The following is a 15,203-nucleotide window of genomic DNA, read 5'->3' as shown; positions in this document are numbered from 1 at the left end:
CCGGACCTGTCCGGGCGGGCCGATCGCGCCATCTGCCGTCGGCGGCCGTGTGCCGGTCGCCCACCGGTGCCTCACGCCCGCCGCGGCTCCTGCACCTCCGTGCGCGCCCGCGCGCTCAGCCGCGCGCTCACCGGAGACTGCCCGGCTGCCCATCGGTCTCGCGCATCCAGACTGCCCAGCTGGCCGTCCCGCTCGTGGACCCGAGGTCTAGCCGACCGCTCTCGTGGGGCGCGAGCGTCCCGCCGACCAGGGCCTCGAGGCCACGAACCCGCCCTCGCGAGAGGGCGCTCGCGGCGCTCCCCTCGGCCCGCCCAGGTGATCCGCGCCACGCTTCGTGACCGAAACGTGACATTCGGATTTAGACCACGTAGGGTCGCAACCGCTTCGCGAGACCCTCCCTCGCGGGCCCCCGGGCGTCAGACCGAACCCTGCCGCCGCCTGGGGTCCATTCCGAGTAGTTGCGTTGCCGCGGCAGGGGCGGGGGACCCAGTGTTGGCGGTCCTGGTCGAAGGCCAGGGCCTTGGGGTGAAGTGCGCCCAGAAACGGGCGCGCCGGGTGTTCTCCCACCCGAACCCGACAGCTCACTCCGCAGGCAGCTTGGAGAGGTTTTTTCGTGACCGAGAGCACCACCAAGGCGCGCCACCGTGCGACGCGTCGTCCCATGACCAACCTCGCCGCAGGCGAGAGCTCCACCCTCCGTCGCGGCCTTGCCGCCGTCGCCGCCTCGGGGCTCATGCTGACCGTGGCGGCCACCGGCGCCGGCGCCGCACCGGCGGACGCCGACACCCAGGCCCTGCCGAAGGTCGACGTCTCCGCCGCGGCGGAGCAGGCCGTGACCGCCATGGTCACCACGCCGACCGTCGCCGTCCCGGCCGACATCAGCTGGAGCGTCGAGACCGTGGCGGCCGCCGAGGCCACCCCGGCGCCCGAGCCGGAGCCGGAGCCGGAGCCGGCGCCGGTCGTCGAGCGGGGCAACCAGGCCGCCTCCCGCGCGGGCGAGCGTCCTCAGCTCGCCTCCGCCCCGGCGGCGGAGCCGAAGGCCCAGGCCGCCACCCCGGCGCCGTCCGCCTCGGCCAGCGCCATCGTTAACTACGCGCGCCAGTTCGTCGGCACGCCGTACGTCTACGGTGGTTCGACCCCGTCCGGCTTCGACTGCTCGGGCTTCACCCAGTACGTCTTCGCCAAGTTCGGCATCAACCTGCCGCGCTCCTCCAGCGCCCAGGCGAACGCCGGCGTCAAGGTCTCCGCGGCCGAGGCGCAGCCGGGCGACCTCGTCTGGTGGCCGGGCCACATCGGGATCTACACCGGCAACGGCAACCACATCGCGGCCCGCAACCCCGGCACCGCGCTGCACGAGAGCCCGATCTACAACGCCAACCCGACCTTCATCCGGGTGGCCTGACAAGGCTCGCGCGGCGGCCCGTCCCACTTCGGGACGGGCCGCCGTCGTGTACGCCCGGCATGGGCAACTGCTAGGAGGTGGAAGTCCTCTGGGGGAGGCGGTGGTGCTAACTCCGAGTCGGAGGCAACTGCGTCACCGTGAGGTGGGGTGGGAAGGAAGCCCGAGACGTAACTCTGCACCGAGGAACACGAATCGGGTATGAGGCGTGATGGTCGGGGTGAGCCAGCACGAGATGGTGAAGCCCGTCACCACCAAGGCGGCCATTGCGTAGACGCGGCGGGGGTAGGGGGAAGTGGTTGTTCTTATCCGGGGAGACCTGTCCGGGTGTCCCGCCCCGGCGGGACGGTCAGGGCCGAGAGGGTCTGGCTGACCGGGCAGGAGTCAGCAGAGGTCGTGGTACCGCCTGGAGGGATACCCGCCGGGGGAGTCCGGGGGGATGGGGCGGGAAGGGCCGAACGTCAGATGCATCGAAGGATCTGGTGGTGCTCGTATGAGTCGTGGTGATCGCAGCCATCCCGCGAACGCGGGTCTGGCGGGGCAGGAGGCGGTGCTCCCGCCGGAATCCCGTCCAGGGCGTAGCGGCTCGTCGGCGGCCACTGGTGGCAGCGGTGCGGAGCCGGTGGGGGTGTGGGACGAGGTGTTCTCGCCCGGCAACCTCTCGGCAGCGTTGAAGCGAGTCCGCGCCAATCGCGGGGCGCCGGGAGTGGACGGGATGACCACGGAGGAGTTGGTGCCGTGGCTGGACGTCCACTGGCCGGAGGTCCGGGCGGCGTTGGACGAAGGAACCTACCGGCCCTCGCCGGTTCGCCGGGTGGTGATCCCCAAGCCCGGCGGCGGGGAGCGGTTGCTGGGTGTTCCGACCGTGCTGGACCGCCTGGTCCAGCAGGCGCTCGCGCAGGTCCTGACCGGGATCTTCGATCCCGGTTTCGCCGAGTCCTCCTACGGGTTCCGGCCCGGCAGGTCCGCCCATCAGGCGGTCCGGGCCGGGCAGGTCTTCATCGAGGAGGGCTACCGGTGGGTCGTCGACGTGGATCTGGAGAAGTTCTTCGACCGGGTCGGCCACGATGCGTTGATGGCCAGGGTCGCGCGGAAGGTCACTGACAAGCGCGTGCTCAAGCTCATCCGCCGGTTCTTGGACGCCGGGGTGATGGTCGAGGGGGTCAAGCAGCCCACCGCGGAGGGAACTCCGCAGGGGTCGCCGCTGTCCCCGTTGTTGTCGAACATCATGCTCGATGACCTCGACCGCGAGCTGGGCAGACGTGGGCTGCGGTTCGTGCGCTACGCCGACGACATTCGCGTCTTCGTGCGTTCCAAACGCGCCGCCACCAGGGTCCTGGGCGGCATCACAGAGGTCGTCGAGGGGCGGTTGAAGCTGCGGGTGAATCGGGAGAAGTCCTCGGTCCAACCCGCCGGTCGGGCGGTTCTTCTGGGCTTCGGGTTCTTCTTCGTCACCGGCGGCAGGGTCAAGGTCCGGGTCGCACCGAAGGCGATCGCTCGCCTGAAGACGCGGCTGCGGGAGTTGACCCGCCGGAACTGGGGGGTGTCGATGGGCTATCGCATCGGCGTCCTGAACCGGTTCGTCCGCGGCTGGATGGGCTACTTCCGGGTCGCGGACACCCCGCGGGTGTTCCGGGACCTCGACGAGTGGTTCTACCGTCGCCTGCGGCAGATCTACTGGAAGCAGTGGAAGCGGATCAGGACTCGGCGCCGGATGCTCGCGCAGTTGGGCATCCCACCGCTCAGCGCGATCCGCTGGGCGGCGTCGAGCAAGGGCTACTGGCGCATCGCCGGCTCGCCCGTGCTCCAACGCGCCCTGCCCCGCCGCTACTGGGACCGTCAGGGACTGATCGGCCTGCGCACCGCATGGGAGCGCTTCAGGCAAGCGGTCTGACGAACCGCCGGATGCGGGCCCGCATGTCCGGTGGTGTGGGAGGGGGCCGGGCGACCCGGCCCCCTACCCGATTCCCGCGGCGGCACGACGGCGGTTCGGAGCCTCCGCCCTCGGCCCGGCGCGTCCGCCCGCCCGTGCCGGCCGGGTCGGCGCGTCGCGAGCCCCAGTCGTTCCGCCTTGCGAGTCGCGCCCGAGTTTTCGGAGGAGGAAGTCGGGGTCCCGTGGCTGGTCCTACCCCCGCTCATCCCTCCTAGCGGCACAATGAGGTCAACGGATGACCAAGCAAGGGAAGGGGCGGGTCATGGCGCACGAGAAGGTCGTCGTCGTCGGGGTCGACGGGTCGGAGGCCAGCCTGGCCGCCGTCGACTGGGCGATCGCCGAGGCGAAGCAGACCGGGTGGCGTCTCCACGTCGTCTGCGCCTACGCCCTCCCGTCCTTCACGGCGGCGTCCCTCGACGGCGGGTACGCCGCCATGGACGACACCGCCATCCAGCAGGGCGCGCAGGCCGTGGTGGACGAGGCGGTGGCCCGCACCGCCGGGTCCGGGCTCGTGGTGACCTCCTCCCTCGAGACCGGCGACCCCGCCGGCGTGCTGGTCGACCTGTCCCGCGAGGCCAGCATGGTCGTGGTCGGTACGCGGGGGGGCGGTGGCTTCACGGACCGGCTGCTCGGCACGGTCTCCTCCGCGCTGCCCGCCCATGCCCACTGCCCGACGGTGGTGGTCCCGGTGCGCGTCAATCGCACGTTCACGCCGGTCCGGCGCATCGTCGTCGGCGTGGACGGCTCGGAGTCCGCCCGGGTGGCGCTGCGGCGCGCCGTGGACGAGGCGGCCCTGTGGGACGCCGAGCTGACCGCGGTCGCGGCCGTCCCGATCGCCACGGGCGCGGGGGCCATGGCGTGGCTGCCCGCCACCGTGGATCGCGACGAGGTGCTCGCCGACGTGCGTGAGGGCCTCGGCGTCGCCGTCGCCTCCGCGGTCGGCGATCGGCCGGTGCGGGTGCGTCAGCACGCTCTGGACGGCAACGCGGCCGCGCTGATGGCGGAGTTCTCCACGGCCGTCGAGCTCGTGGTGGTCGGCTCCCGGGGCCGCGGCGGGTTCGCCGGCCTGCTGCTGGGGTCCACCAGCCAGGCGGTGCTGCACCACGCCGCCTCGCCGGTGATGGTGGTGCCTTCCCGCGTGCGCGACGAGGGGCTCGGCCCCGCCGACGTCCCGTGGGACCGAGGCTGACGGACGTGCGGCCGGCCCGCGGCTGACGGGCCGGGCACGCCGCCGCGCGCGCCCAGGGCGGCCGCCCCCGGGGGCTCAGGGCCGCCCGCCTCGGAGCTCAGCGACGCGCCTCGGCGGCCTCCTCGCGCAGCACCTCGGTGAGCGTGTCCAGGGCCAGGTGGAGGTCGTCGCTGGAGATGGTCAGCGGCGGGGCCAGGCGGATGGTCGTGCCGTGGGTCTCCTTGACCAGGATGCCGCGGGAGACCAGACGCTCGCAGGTGGCGCGGCCGCTCACGCCCAGCCCGGGCTCGACGTCGAGCCCGGCCCACAGCCCGACCGTGCGCCCGGCCGCGAGCAGCCCGCGCGACACGAGGTCGTCGACCCGCTCGCGCAGCTCCACGCCCAGCGTCGCGGCACGCGCCTGCAGGTCGCCCGGCTCGAGGAGGTCCACCACGGCCAGCCCGACGGCGCACGCGAGCGAGTTGCCACCGAAGGTGGACCCGTGCGTGCCGGGGGTGAGCACGCTGAGGACGTCCCGGCGTCCGACCACGGCCGAGACCGGCAGGATGCCGCCGCCGAGCGCCTTGCCGAGGGTGATGAGGTCGCCGCGGACGCCGGCCAGGTCCTGCGCGAGCGTGGTACCCGTGCGCCCGAGACCGGACTGGATCTCGTCGAGCACCAGCAGCGCGTCCGCCGCGGTGCACAGGTTCCGCAGGGCGGGCAGGTAGTCCGCGGGCGGGACGATGACGCCCGACTCGCCCTGGACGGGCTCGACCAGCACCGCGACGGTCGTCTCGTCGACGGCGGCGGCGACGGCGTCGACGTCCCCGTAGGGCACCACGCGGAACCCGGGCGTGTAGGGGCCGAAGCCGCCGCGGGCCTCGGGGTCCGAGCTCATCGAGATCATCGTCGTGGTGCGCCCGTGGAAGGCGCCCTCGGCGACGACGATGGTGGCCTCGCCGTCGGGCACCCCCTTGACCTCGTAGCCCCACTTGCGTGCGGCCTTGACCGCCGTCTCCACCGCCTCGGCGCCGGTGTTCATCGGCAGGAGCATCTCGGTGCCCGTCAGCCGGGTGACGGCCTCGGCGAACGGCACGAGCAGCTCGTGGTCGAAGGCCCGGGAGGTGAGGGTGATTCTGTCGAGCTGCGCCTTCGCCGCGGCGACGAGCGCCGGGTGGCGGTGCCCGAAGTTGAGCGCGGAGTACCCGGCGAGGCAGTCCAGGAAGCGGCGGCCACGGGTGTCGATGACCCACGAGCCCTCCCCGGCGGCGATCACGACGTCCAGCGGGTGGTAGTTGTGGGCCAGCGCGCTTGGCGCGAGGTGCGCCTCCGGCGGCGACGTCGGCGCCGCGGGGTGATCGAGCACAGGTTCCTCCTGATCCGTTCCCGTGGCCCTGACGCTAGGCCCGACGGCCTGCCTTGGGAAGGAGGATCGGGGGCCTGGCGCGGGCCCCGGGGCGCGGGGCGTCCGGGCTCGTCACGCCAGGTGCGGGGCGTTCCCGATGCGTCCCCGGTGACCGTGAGGCCGGCCACTGCGGCGCGGCATGACATCGGCCACACCGAGCCCGGCCGTATTCCCCGCTGCGGCCCGGACGGTTACGTTGTCCATCGGACCGCGTCCGCGGCCCTCGATCCCTCCCTTGGAGTGAGAGTGCTCAACCCCTGGAACCTCAGCGCGCGCGCCGACGTCGACCTTCGTCGGCAGGCCAGCATGCTGTGTGCCGCCGGGGCTTGTTGTTGAGCCACCCCGGCATCTGAGCCACCCCGGCCACCTGAGCCACCCGGCCGGGCCCGCCCCGGCCGCCCGCCGCGCCTGAGCCGCGGCCGGCCATCCCCGCCGCACGCGCCCGACGACGTCCGTGGGCGCCGCGCCCGCCCCCGGGCGCTCCCTGGTTCACGTCCGTCCCGCGCGGACTCCTTCTTGCCCCCGTGCGCCGCCCGCGGCGTCTGTCCACCATCGGAAAGGCACCATGTCCACCACCGCCCACGCGCCGGAGAAGCCGCGCCGCCAGCTCCGGATCCCGTCGTTCAGCGTGCAGATCCTGCTTGGCCTCGTGCTCGGCGTGCTGCTCGGCTGGGTCGCCCTCGAGATGGGCCAGACCGCCGACGGCGCTGAGAACTGGCTGACCGTCACGCTGACGACGATCGGGTCCTCCTTCGTCAACCTGCTCAAGGCGGTCGTCCCGCCGCTGGTCTTCACCGCGATCGTCGCCTCGATCGCGAACCTGCGCGGCGTCACCAACGGAGCGCGCCTGGCCGGGCAGACCCTGCTGTGGTTCGCCATCACCGCGCTGGTGGCCGTCGCCATCGGCATCGCGCTCGGCCTCGTCATGCAGCCGGGCGCCAACGCCGCCGTCGACACCGCCGACGCCGCCGCGCCGTCCAGGACCGGCTCCTGGCTGGACTTCCTCAAGGGCCTCATCCCGCTGAACTTCCTCGGCCTCGAGACCTCCAGCAGCCTCGTCACGGACCCCGGGGGCGCCGTCACCGGCGTGACCACCGCGCCGAGCTTCAACGTCCTGCAGCTCATCGTCATCGCGCTGGTCGTCGGCGTCGCCGCCCTGAAGGTGGGCGCGAAGGCGGAGCCGTTCCTGACCTTCAACGCCTCGCTGCTCGCCGTGGTGCAGAAGGTGCTGTGGTGGATCATCCGCCTGGCTCCGCTGGGCACCATCGGCCTGGTCGGCAAGGCCATCGCCACCTACGGCTGGAGCTCGCTCGCGAACCTCGGCACCTTCGTCGTCGCCATCTACGTCGGCCTCGCGCTCGTGCTGTTCGTGGTCTACCCGGTGCTGCTGAGGACCCACGGCCTGTCGATCGGCCGGTACTTCAAGGGCGCGTGGCCGGCCATCCAGCTCGCGTTCGTCTCCCGCTCCTCGATCGGCACCATGCCGGTGACCCAGGCCGTGACCCACAAGAACCTCGGGGTCCCGCAGGCGTACGCCTCCTTCGCGGTGCCGCTGGGCTCCACGACGAAGATGGACGGCTGCGCCGCGATCTACCCGGCGATCGCCGCGATCTTCGTCGCGCAGTTCTTCGGCGTCGACCTGGCGGTCACCGACTACCTGCTCATCGCGTTCGTGTCCGTGGTCGGCTCGGCCGCCACCGCCGGTCTGACCGGCGCGACCGTCATGCTCACCCTGACCCTCTCCACGCTCGGCCTGCCGCTCGAGGGCGTCGGCCTGCTGCTCGCCGTCGACGCGATCCTGGACATGGGCCGCACCGCCGTGAACGTGGCCGGGCAGGTGCTCGTGCCGGTGATCGTGTCCAAGCGCGAGGGCATCCTTGACGTCGCCAAGTACGAGTCGGCCGACGCGGAGAACCTCTTCGCCGACGACGAGCCTGTCGATGGCACGGCTGGCACGGCCGGGCCGGACGCCGGGCGCCGCGAGGAGGACCTCGTCGACGTCCGCTGAGCCGACCGGGCGGGCCGGTGGCGCGGGAACGCGCCACCGGCCCGCCGGCGTCTCACGCCTCGACGGGGCGGCGCTCACCTCACCCCGGCGCCCGCACCCGGGCGAGGATCGCCCCGGCGACCTCCTCCGGCCGCGTCTCGGGGAGCCAGTGTCCGCCGTCGGACTCGACGAAGGCGTAGTCCCCGACGACGTGGTCCGCGGTCGCCCGCGCCGCCGCCCGTCCCAGGGCCGGGTCGCGGGCGCCCCAGAGGTACGTGGTGGGGACGGGCACCGGGCCGGCGGGCCGGAGGCGGGCGCCGTACAGGGGGATCGCGCGGTACCAGTTGATCGCGGCCGTGAGCGCCCCCGGCTCCTGCATGCGCGCGGCGTAGCGGGCGGCGTCCGCGGCGGGCAGCCCCGAGCGCCGCAGGGTCCCGGCGAGGACGGGGCGCACCGCCGCCTCCGGCAGCCGCGGCAGCTGGAAGACCCCGATGTACCACGACCGCAGCGCCTGCCCCGAGCGCACCAGCGAGCGGGCGTAGGCCTGCGGGTGCGGGGTGGACACGACCGTCAGGGAGGCGACCCGGCCCGGCCACGCGGCGGCCGCGGCCCAGGCCACCGCGCCGCCCCAGTCGTGCCCCACCAGGTGGCAGCGGGAGAGGCCGGCGGCGTCGAGCAGGGCGGCGACGTCGGCGACGAGCCACCGCAGCTTGTAGGCCGACCGCCCGCGCGGCCGGGCACCGGGGGAGTACCCGCGCTGGTCCGGGGCGAGCGTGCGCATGCCCGCGGCGTGCAGCCGCGGTGCCACCCGGTCCCAGCAGGAGGCGTCCTGCGGGAAGCCGTGGAGCAGGACGACGGCGTCCCCGCCGGGCGGGCCCTCGTCGCGCACGTCGAGCACCAGCCTCCCGCGACGCAGCCGGCTCAGGGGCTCCATCCCGGCGAGGCTAGGCGCCGGGGCGGCGGGCCGCCACGCGGGGCCGCCTCCGGTCGCACCCCGGCGGGTTCGGTGGTTCCGTGGAGGCGTCCGGCCGCCGCGTCCGGCGGCACAGCTGCGAGCCGAGGGGGACCGAGATGAGCACAGAGGGCGCGCGGGACGAGGAGGGCGTGAAGAAGGTTGCCGAGCTCGTCAAGGACGCGCGGATCGCCATGCTGACCACGCTCGACGACGACGGCCACCTGGTCAGCCGGCCGATGAGCGTGCAGGAGGTCGAGTTCGACGGCGACCTGTGGTTCTTCGCGGACGAACGGTCCGACACGGTCGCGGAGATCGGGGTCACGCCCGACGTGAACGTCTCGTTCAGCTCCGGCAGCTCGTGGGTCTCCGTCACCGGGCGCGCCGAGGTGGTGCGGGACCGGGCGAAGATGGAGGAGCTGTGGAACCAGTTCGTCGAGGCGTGGTTCCCCGACGGCCCCACGACCCCCGAGCTGGTGCTGCTGAAGGTGCACGCCGACGCCGCCCAGTACTGGGACTCCCCGGGCGGCAAGGTCGTCCAGCTGATGAGCATGGTCAAGTCCAAGGTGAAGGGCGAGAGGTACGACGGCGGGGAGTCCGGCACCGTCGAGATGTAGGCCCCGCCGGCCCGGCTCTCTGTCGCGAGCGCTGCACGAATCCACCACCGTGGCAGTTGGGTCTGTAACGGTCGAGGTGTCGTGCAGCACTCGACGTGATTGGGCAACGCCACGCACATATCAGACCGCTCGCAGCAGGTCGTGCTCCGTGATCACGTCGCGCGCGAGGGTCTTGTAGCCCTCCGTCTCGAAGAAGATCGTGATGCGGTCGTCCTCGTGGCGCATGACCACGCCCCGGCCCCACTCCCGGTGCTCGACCGCGGCCTGCAGCGGGAAGGGGGCGACGTCCGCGCCGCCCGGGTGCGCCCCGCCGCCCGGGCGCGCCCCGCCGGCCGGGCGCGCCCCGCCGGCCGTGCCCGCCCCGCCGGGCGTGCCGTCGTCGCTGCCCGCCGCCGGCGCCGCGGCCCCGGCGCCGTCCGCCGGCTTGTCCGGGGTGTCGGCGCTCTGCCCGATCGGGCCGCCGGTGCCGGCCAGGACGTCGGTGGTGGTGACGACGTCCTCCACGCCGTCGTCCGCCGGCTCCTCCGGGCCCAGGCACACGTCGCAGGACCCGCACGGGCCGCCGTACGGCTCGCCGAAGTAGCCCAGGAGGAACTGGCGGCGGCATCCCCGCGTCTCGGCGTACCCGCGCATCATCTCGATCCGGGAGCGGTCGATCCGCTCGCCGGACTCGGTGCTCTCCACGGCGAGCTCCACCACCCGCGCGGCGGGCAGATCGCCCGCCGCCTCGACCCCGCGGCGGCCGCGACGAACCGCACCGACCTCCTCGAGCAGGTTGACGGTGCCGGTGAGCTTCCGGGCGGACAGGCCCACCTGCTCGCGCAGCGCACCGACGCCGACCGGCCCGCCCGCGCCGCGGACCGCGGCGAGCACCGCGGCGAGGGCCTCGCCGTCGACGTTCCGGGAGGAGAAGAACCGGCGCAGGCCCAGGTCCTCGGGCCGGTAGTGCAGCACCGCGAGGGCGTCCTCGCCGTCCCGGCCGGCCCGGCCGATCTCCTGGTAGTAGCTGTCCAGGGAGTCCGGCGCGTCCGCGTGGACGACGAAGCGGACGTTGGGCTTGTCGATGCCCATGCCGAACGCCGAGGTGGCCACGACCACGTCGAGCTCGTCGTCGAGAAAGGCCTGGTGGACGGCCTCCCGCTCGGCGGCCTTGCGGCCCGCGTGGTACGCGGCGGCGCGCATGCCCCGCTCGGCGAGCTCGGCCGCGTAGCGCTCGGTGTCCTTGCGGGTGGCCACGTACACCAGCCCCGGGCCGGGCAGGGCGGGGACCTGCTCGAGGATCCGGCGCCGCTTGGCGTCGCCGTCGGTGTGCTGCTCCACGGTCAGCCGCAGGTTCGGCCGGTCGAAGCCGCGGCTGATCACCAGCGGTTCGCGCAGCCCGAGCCGCTCGACGATCTCGGCCTGCACGGGCGTGGCCGCCGTCGCAGTCAGGGCGACGACCACCGGGCGGCCCACCCGTTCGACGGCCGCGCCCAGCGCGAGGTAGTCCGGCCGGAAGTCGTGGCCCCAGGAGGAGACGCAGTGCGCCTCGTCGACGACGAACAGGGACGGCTCCAGCGCCCGGATGCGCTCGGTGACGTCGTCCTTGGCCAGCTGCTCGGGGGAGAGGAAGAGGAACTCCGCCCGCTCGCGGGCCACCTCGCGCCAGGCGGCGGCGTTCTCGGCGCTGCCCTGGGCGGAGTTGACCGCCACCGCCTCGGCCGCGGCCCCGGCGGCCTCCAGCGCGGCGACCTGGTCCTGCTGCAGGGAGATGAGCGGGGAGACGACGATCGTCGGGCCGTCCAGCAGCGCGGCGGCCACCTGGTAGATCGCGGACTTGCCGTACCCGGTGGGCATGACGGCGAGGACGTCGCGGCCCCCGACGGCGGCCTGCATGGCCTCGCGCTGCCCCGGACGCAGCGCGTCCCAGTCGAACGTCTCGCGCGCGACCCGCCGCAGCTCCGCGAGGGAGGGGCGCCGGCCGGCGTTCACGCGGCGTCCCGCCCGGCGAGCGCTGCCTCGGCGTCCTCGAGGACGAGCCCGCCGTTGATGCCGATCGCGGCCCGCGCCCCGGACTCGGCCGCGCCGATGACCTGCAAGGCGAGCCCCGCCACGTTGCCCGCCGCCCACAGCCCCGGCACCGACGTGCGGCCCTCGGGGTCGGTGGCCAGGCAGACGCCCATGTCGCTGCGGGTGGTGGCCACGTCCAGGCCCGCGAGCGGGGCGTCGTTGACCCGCAGCCGCAGCGGCACGAAGACGGCGGCGCGCGGGTGGTACGAGCCGTCGGCGAGACGGAGGCCGGCGAGCCGGTCCTCCTCGGTGACGACGGCGGTGACCCGGCCCGGCACGACGCGCACCCCGCGCGCGGCGAGGAGGGCGCGGTCCCGCGCCGTCAGCTCGTCCTCGGGGACCTCGTGCAGGAAGAGGATCACGTCGGGGGACCACTGCCGCAGGAGCAGCGCCTGGTGCACCGCGCCGTCCCGGTCCCCGCCGACCACGCCCAGCGGCCGGTCGCGCTGCTCGTAGCCGTGGCAGTAGGGGCAGTGGAGCACGTCGCGCCCCCACCGGCCGGCCACGCCGGCGATGTCGGGCAGCTCGTCGGTGAGCCCGGTGGCGACGACGACGCGCCGCGCCCTGACCTGCGCGTCCCCCAGATCGACCCAGAACCCGTCGTCGCCGGCGCGCAGCCCCGTCACCGTGCCGGTCCGGCGCTCCACGCCGTAGCCGTCGACCTCCTGCCGCGCCGTGGCGAGGAAGTCCGCGGGGGTGGCGCCGTCACGGGTCAGGTACCCGTGCAGGCTGGGCGAGCAGCGGTTGCGGGGCTCCGCGCCGTCGACGAGCAGCACCCGGCGCCGTGCCCGGCCGAGGACCAGCGCGGCGGACAGGCCGGCGGGCCCGCCGCCGACCACGGCGACGTCGTACATGCGGTGGGCGGGTGCTTCCTGGGTCACCGGTCAACTGTGCGGTCCGGCATGTCAGGCGGCAAGGCGGGAAACGGGATGGGCGACACGGTGGGCCCGGGGCGGGGGCCTGAGGCCGGCGGGGCCCGGCCGCTCGGGCCGGGACCGCGGAACCGGCAGGCGGTCCCCCGTCGGAGCGGGCGGCAGCCGCAGGCGCACGGCGTCCGCATGGGCGGCAGATATGAGACCACGTGTTTCGTAAACGTTTGCGTGCGTCTCCGGCCGGTGCGTAGCGTCCGCCACGCAAACGATTACGCGGGACCTCGACGAGGAGGAGTCATGGTGACCATCCGGGACGTGGCGCGGCAGGCCGGGGTCTCGCCTGCCACCGTGTCGCGGGTGGTGAACGGGCTGGTCGGCTGCTCCGAAGGAACCCGGCTGCGCGTGGAGCACGCCGTCGCGGACCTCGGTTACGAGACCAACTCGCTGGCCCGGGGGCTCAAGACCCGGCAGACCTCGATGATCGGGGTGCTGGCGCCGTGGGTGTCCGACGCGCTCGCGTCGGACGTCATGAGCGGTGTCGAGAACGCCGCGCGGGAGCAGGGCTACGCGGTCATGTACGGCCGCACGGGGCTGGAGTCCGCCTACGCCGCGCCGTACCTGCGCACCCTGCGGACCTACCGCGCGTCGGGCGTGGTGCTGATCTCCAGCGTCATCAAGCCAGAGTTCCGGCAGGTGCTGGGCACATCCATACCGATGATCTCGGTGGCCATCACCGACCGGTCCGGCGCGCCGAGCATCTCGGTCGACGACGAGCAGGCCGGGTACGACGCCGCCCGCCATCTGCTGCGCCTGGGGCACCGTCGGATCGGGCTGCTCGCGGGCCGGCCCGAGAGCGTCTTCGTCAACGGCCCTCGCGTGGCGGGGTACCGGCGGGCGATGCAGGAGGCCGGCTGCGCGCCCAACGTCGTCCACGGCGACTTCACCTACGCCAGCGGGGGGCCGGGCCTGCGGGCACTGCTCGGGCGGGACCCTGGGCTGACGGCGGTCTTCGCCGTCAGCGACGAGATGGGCGTGGCCGTGGTCAACGAGCTCCAGCGGCTGGGCCGCCGGGTACCCGACGACGTCTCCGTCCTGGGGTTCGACGACACCCCGTCATCCCAGCACGTCTACCCACCGCTGAGCACGGTCGCGCAGCCGCTGCGCGAGATGGGTGAGCTCGCCGTGCGCAAGCTCCTCCGCGGCCGCGAGCTCGGCAGCAAGATCCTCCCGCACCGGGTCGTCGAGAGGGGTTCCACCGGCCCGGTGCCGCCCTGATGCCGGGCATCCCGCCACATCACCCACTTCCCCTGCCGCACGGCACGGGGCAAGGCCGCCCTGTGCCTGCGCAGCGGCGGCCATGGTCACGGCCATCACGGCGCGACCGGCCTCAGCCGAGGCACCGGATCACTTGCGGGCCACCCGGGCCCGCCACCACACGACGAGGAGAGACACGTGAGGCAACGACGCCGGAACCACCGCGCGGTCGCCGCGGTAGCCACGATCGCCGCAGCATCCATGCTGGCCGCCTGCGGCGCCAGCAGCGGGCAGGAGGACGCGGACGGAGCGGCGCCGTCCGCCGCCGCGCTCGAGGGTCGCGGACCGATCACGTATGCGACCGGCCGCGACTCCTCCGGGGCGGCCGCCGACACCATCGCCAAGTGGAACGCGGCGCACCCGGACGAGCAGGTCACGATGATCGAGCTGCCCGACTCCGCCGACCAGCAGCGTCAGCAGCTCGTCCAGAACGCCGAGATCGAGTCCGACGCGTACACCGTGCTGAACATCGACGTCGTCTGGGTCTCGGAGTTCGCGGCCAACCAGTGGCTGGTCCCGCTCCCGGAGGACGCCTTCGACACGGCGGCGATGGTGCCGGCCGTCCTCGAGGCCGGGAAGTACCGCGACAACCTCTACGCCGCGCCCTACTACACCGACGGCGCCCTGTTCTACTACCGCTCCGACCTGTTGCAGGCCGCCGGCATCGACGGTCCGCCGCAGACCTGGGCGGAGATGGAGTCGGCCTGCGAGGCCGTGCTGGCACTCCCCGAGGCGCAGGGCATGTCCTGCTACGCGGGCCAGCTGGACAAGGGCGAGGGCCTCACCGTGAACTTCTCCGAGGCGGTCAACTCCGCCGGCGGGGCCATCCTCGACGATGACGGCGAGGTCGCGGTGGACAGCCCCGAGGCGCTGGAGGGCCTCACCTTCCTCACCGAGGGCCTCAGCTCCGGCCTCTTCCCGGCCGAGTCCATCACCTTCAAGGAGGAGGAGGGCCGGCGCGCCTTCCAGGAGGGCCGGCTCGTCTTCCACCGCAACTGGCCCGGTCCCTACTCCTCGTTCAGCGCCACGGACGGCTCCAGCCAGGTCGCCGGCAAGTTCGACGTCGCGCCCATCCCGGGCAGCTCCGGCCCCGGCGTGTCCACCCTGGGCGGTCACTACCTGGGCATCTCGCCGTACGCGCCGAACAAGGCCACGGCGCTCGATTTCATCAGCTTCTTCGTCAGCGAGGAGGAGGAGGGCGCTCGCCTCGCCAAGAGCTCGCGTGCGCCCGTGTACGCCAGCTTCTTCGAGGACGAGGCGGTCGTGGCGCAGCGCCCGTTCTTCCCGATGCTGCTCGACTCGCTCGAGAACGCCTCGCCCCGCCCGCAGGTCGTGCGTTACGGCGATGCCACGGCCGCGATCCAGGACGAGGTCTACGCCGCACTCACCGGCGACAAGGCCGCGAAGGACGCGCTGAGCGACCTCCAGGTCAAGCTCGAAGAGATCACCGCGCAATGACGCCCGGCGGTCGCCCGGCCCCGGGCGACCGCCACCGCACCCACGGATC

The 15,203-nt window shown here is 73.7% G+C and carries 11 protein-coding genes and 1 riboswitch; of the genes, 7 read left to right on the top strand and 4 right to left on the bottom strand.

Going from position 1 to position 15,203, the window contains the following annotated elements:
- The first annotated feature begins 454 nt into the window (after positions 1–454).
- Positions 455–610: riboswitch (cyclic di-AMP (ydaO/yuaA leader) on the top strand.
- A 3-nt stretch (positions 611–613) separates the two neighbouring features.
- From ACF0H8_RS19915 to ACF0H8_RS19905, 3 genes are all read left to right on the top strand, one after another.
- A complete protein-coding gene (locus ACF0H8_RS19915) occupies positions 614–1,402 on the top strand; it encodes a C40 family peptidase (protein WP_395290580.1) in 789 nt (262 codons plus the stop codon).
- A 619-nt stretch (positions 1,403–2,021) separates the two neighbouring features.
- Positions 2,022–3,293, top strand: coding sequence for a group II intron reverse transcriptase/maturase (ltrA, locus tag ACF0H8_RS19910; RefSeq protein ID WP_395290579.1), 1,272 nt, complete (start codon positions 2,022–2,024; stop codon positions 3,291–3,293).
- A gap of 301 nt (positions 3,294–3,594) precedes the next feature.
- Complete coding sequence (locus tag ACF0H8_RS19905; protein WP_395290938.1) at positions 3,595–4,521, top strand: universal stress protein; 927 nt, start codon at positions 3,595–3,597, stop codon at positions 4,519–4,521.
- 97 nt (positions 4,522–4,618) lie between these two features.
- On the opposite strand, the gene rocD is transcribed toward ACF0H8_RS19905, so the two are convergent.
- Positions 4,619–5,866, bottom strand: coding sequence for an ornithine--oxo-acid transaminase (gene rocD, locus ACF0H8_RS19900; protein WP_395290578.1), 1,248 nt, complete (start codon positions 5,864–5,866; stop codon positions 4,619–4,621).
- Between the two features lie 604 nt (positions 5,867–6,470).
- Between rocD and ACF0H8_RS19895 the strand changes: the two genes are divergently transcribed.
- Positions 6,471–7,913 carry a dicarboxylate/amino acid:cation symporter gene (locus tag ACF0H8_RS19895; protein ID WP_395290577.1) on the top strand — a complete coding sequence of 481 codons (1,443 nt, stop codon included), beginning with the start codon at positions 6,471–6,473 and terminating at the stop codon, positions 7,911–7,913.
- 79 nt (positions 7,914–7,992) lie between these two features.
- Here the strand turns inward: ACF0H8_RS19895 and ACF0H8_RS19890 are convergent, their stop codons facing one another.
- Positions 7,993–8,826: an alpha/beta fold hydrolase gene (locus tag ACF0H8_RS19890; RefSeq protein ID WP_395290576.1), complete on the bottom strand. Its 834-nt coding sequence runs from the start codon at positions 8,824–8,826 to the stop codon at positions 7,993–7,995.
- 137 nt (positions 8,827–8,963) lie between these two features.
- Between ACF0H8_RS19890 and ACF0H8_RS19885 the strand changes: the two genes are divergently transcribed.
- Positions 8,964–9,461 carry a pyridoxamine 5'-phosphate oxidase family protein gene (locus ACF0H8_RS19885; protein WP_395290575.1) on the top strand — a complete coding sequence of 166 codons (498 nt, stop codon included), beginning with the start codon at positions 8,964–8,966 and terminating at the stop codon, positions 9,459–9,461.
- 120 nt (positions 9,462–9,581) lie between these two features.
- Here ACF0H8_RS19885 and ACF0H8_RS19880 read toward each other — a convergent pair whose 3' ends face one another.
- Complete coding sequence (locus ACF0H8_RS19880; RefSeq protein ID WP_395290574.1) at positions 9,582–11,432, bottom strand: RecQ family ATP-dependent DNA helicase; 1,851 nt, start codon at positions 11,430–11,432, stop codon at positions 9,582–9,584.
- Positions 11,429–12,391 (bottom strand): NAD(P)/FAD-dependent oxidoreductase, encoded by a 963-nt coding sequence (locus ACF0H8_RS19875; protein WP_395290573.1) that lies wholly within the window; start codon positions 12,389–12,391, stop codon positions 11,429–11,431. The genes ACF0H8_RS19880 and ACF0H8_RS19875 overlap by 4 nt, the downstream gene beginning before the upstream one ends.
- A gap of 288 nt (positions 12,392–12,679) precedes the next feature.
- On the opposite strand from ACF0H8_RS19875, the gene ACF0H8_RS19870 reads away from it, so the two are divergent.
- Together ACF0H8_RS19870 and ACF0H8_RS19865 are read left to right on the top strand one after the other, a co-directional pair.
- The gene (locus tag ACF0H8_RS19870; RefSeq protein ID WP_395290572.1) at positions 12,680–13,657 is read left to right on the top strand and encodes a LacI family DNA-binding transcriptional regulator; all 978 of its coding nucleotides are present in this window, start codon (positions 12,680–12,682) and stop codon (positions 13,655–13,657) included.
- Between the two features lie 177 nt (positions 13,658–13,834).
- A complete protein-coding gene (locus tag ACF0H8_RS19865) occupies positions 13,835–15,154 on the top strand; it encodes an ABC transporter substrate-binding protein (protein ID WP_395290571.1) in 1,320 nt (439 codons plus the stop codon).
- The last annotated feature ends 49 nt before the right edge of the window (positions 15,155–15,203 follow it).

It is taken from the genome of Georgenia sp. AZ-5, assembly GCF_043952095.1.
GTDB lineage: Bacteria > Actinomycetota > Actinomycetes > Actinomycetales > Actinomycetaceae > Georgenia.
This window is presented reverse-complemented; position numbering and strand designations above follow the sequence as displayed.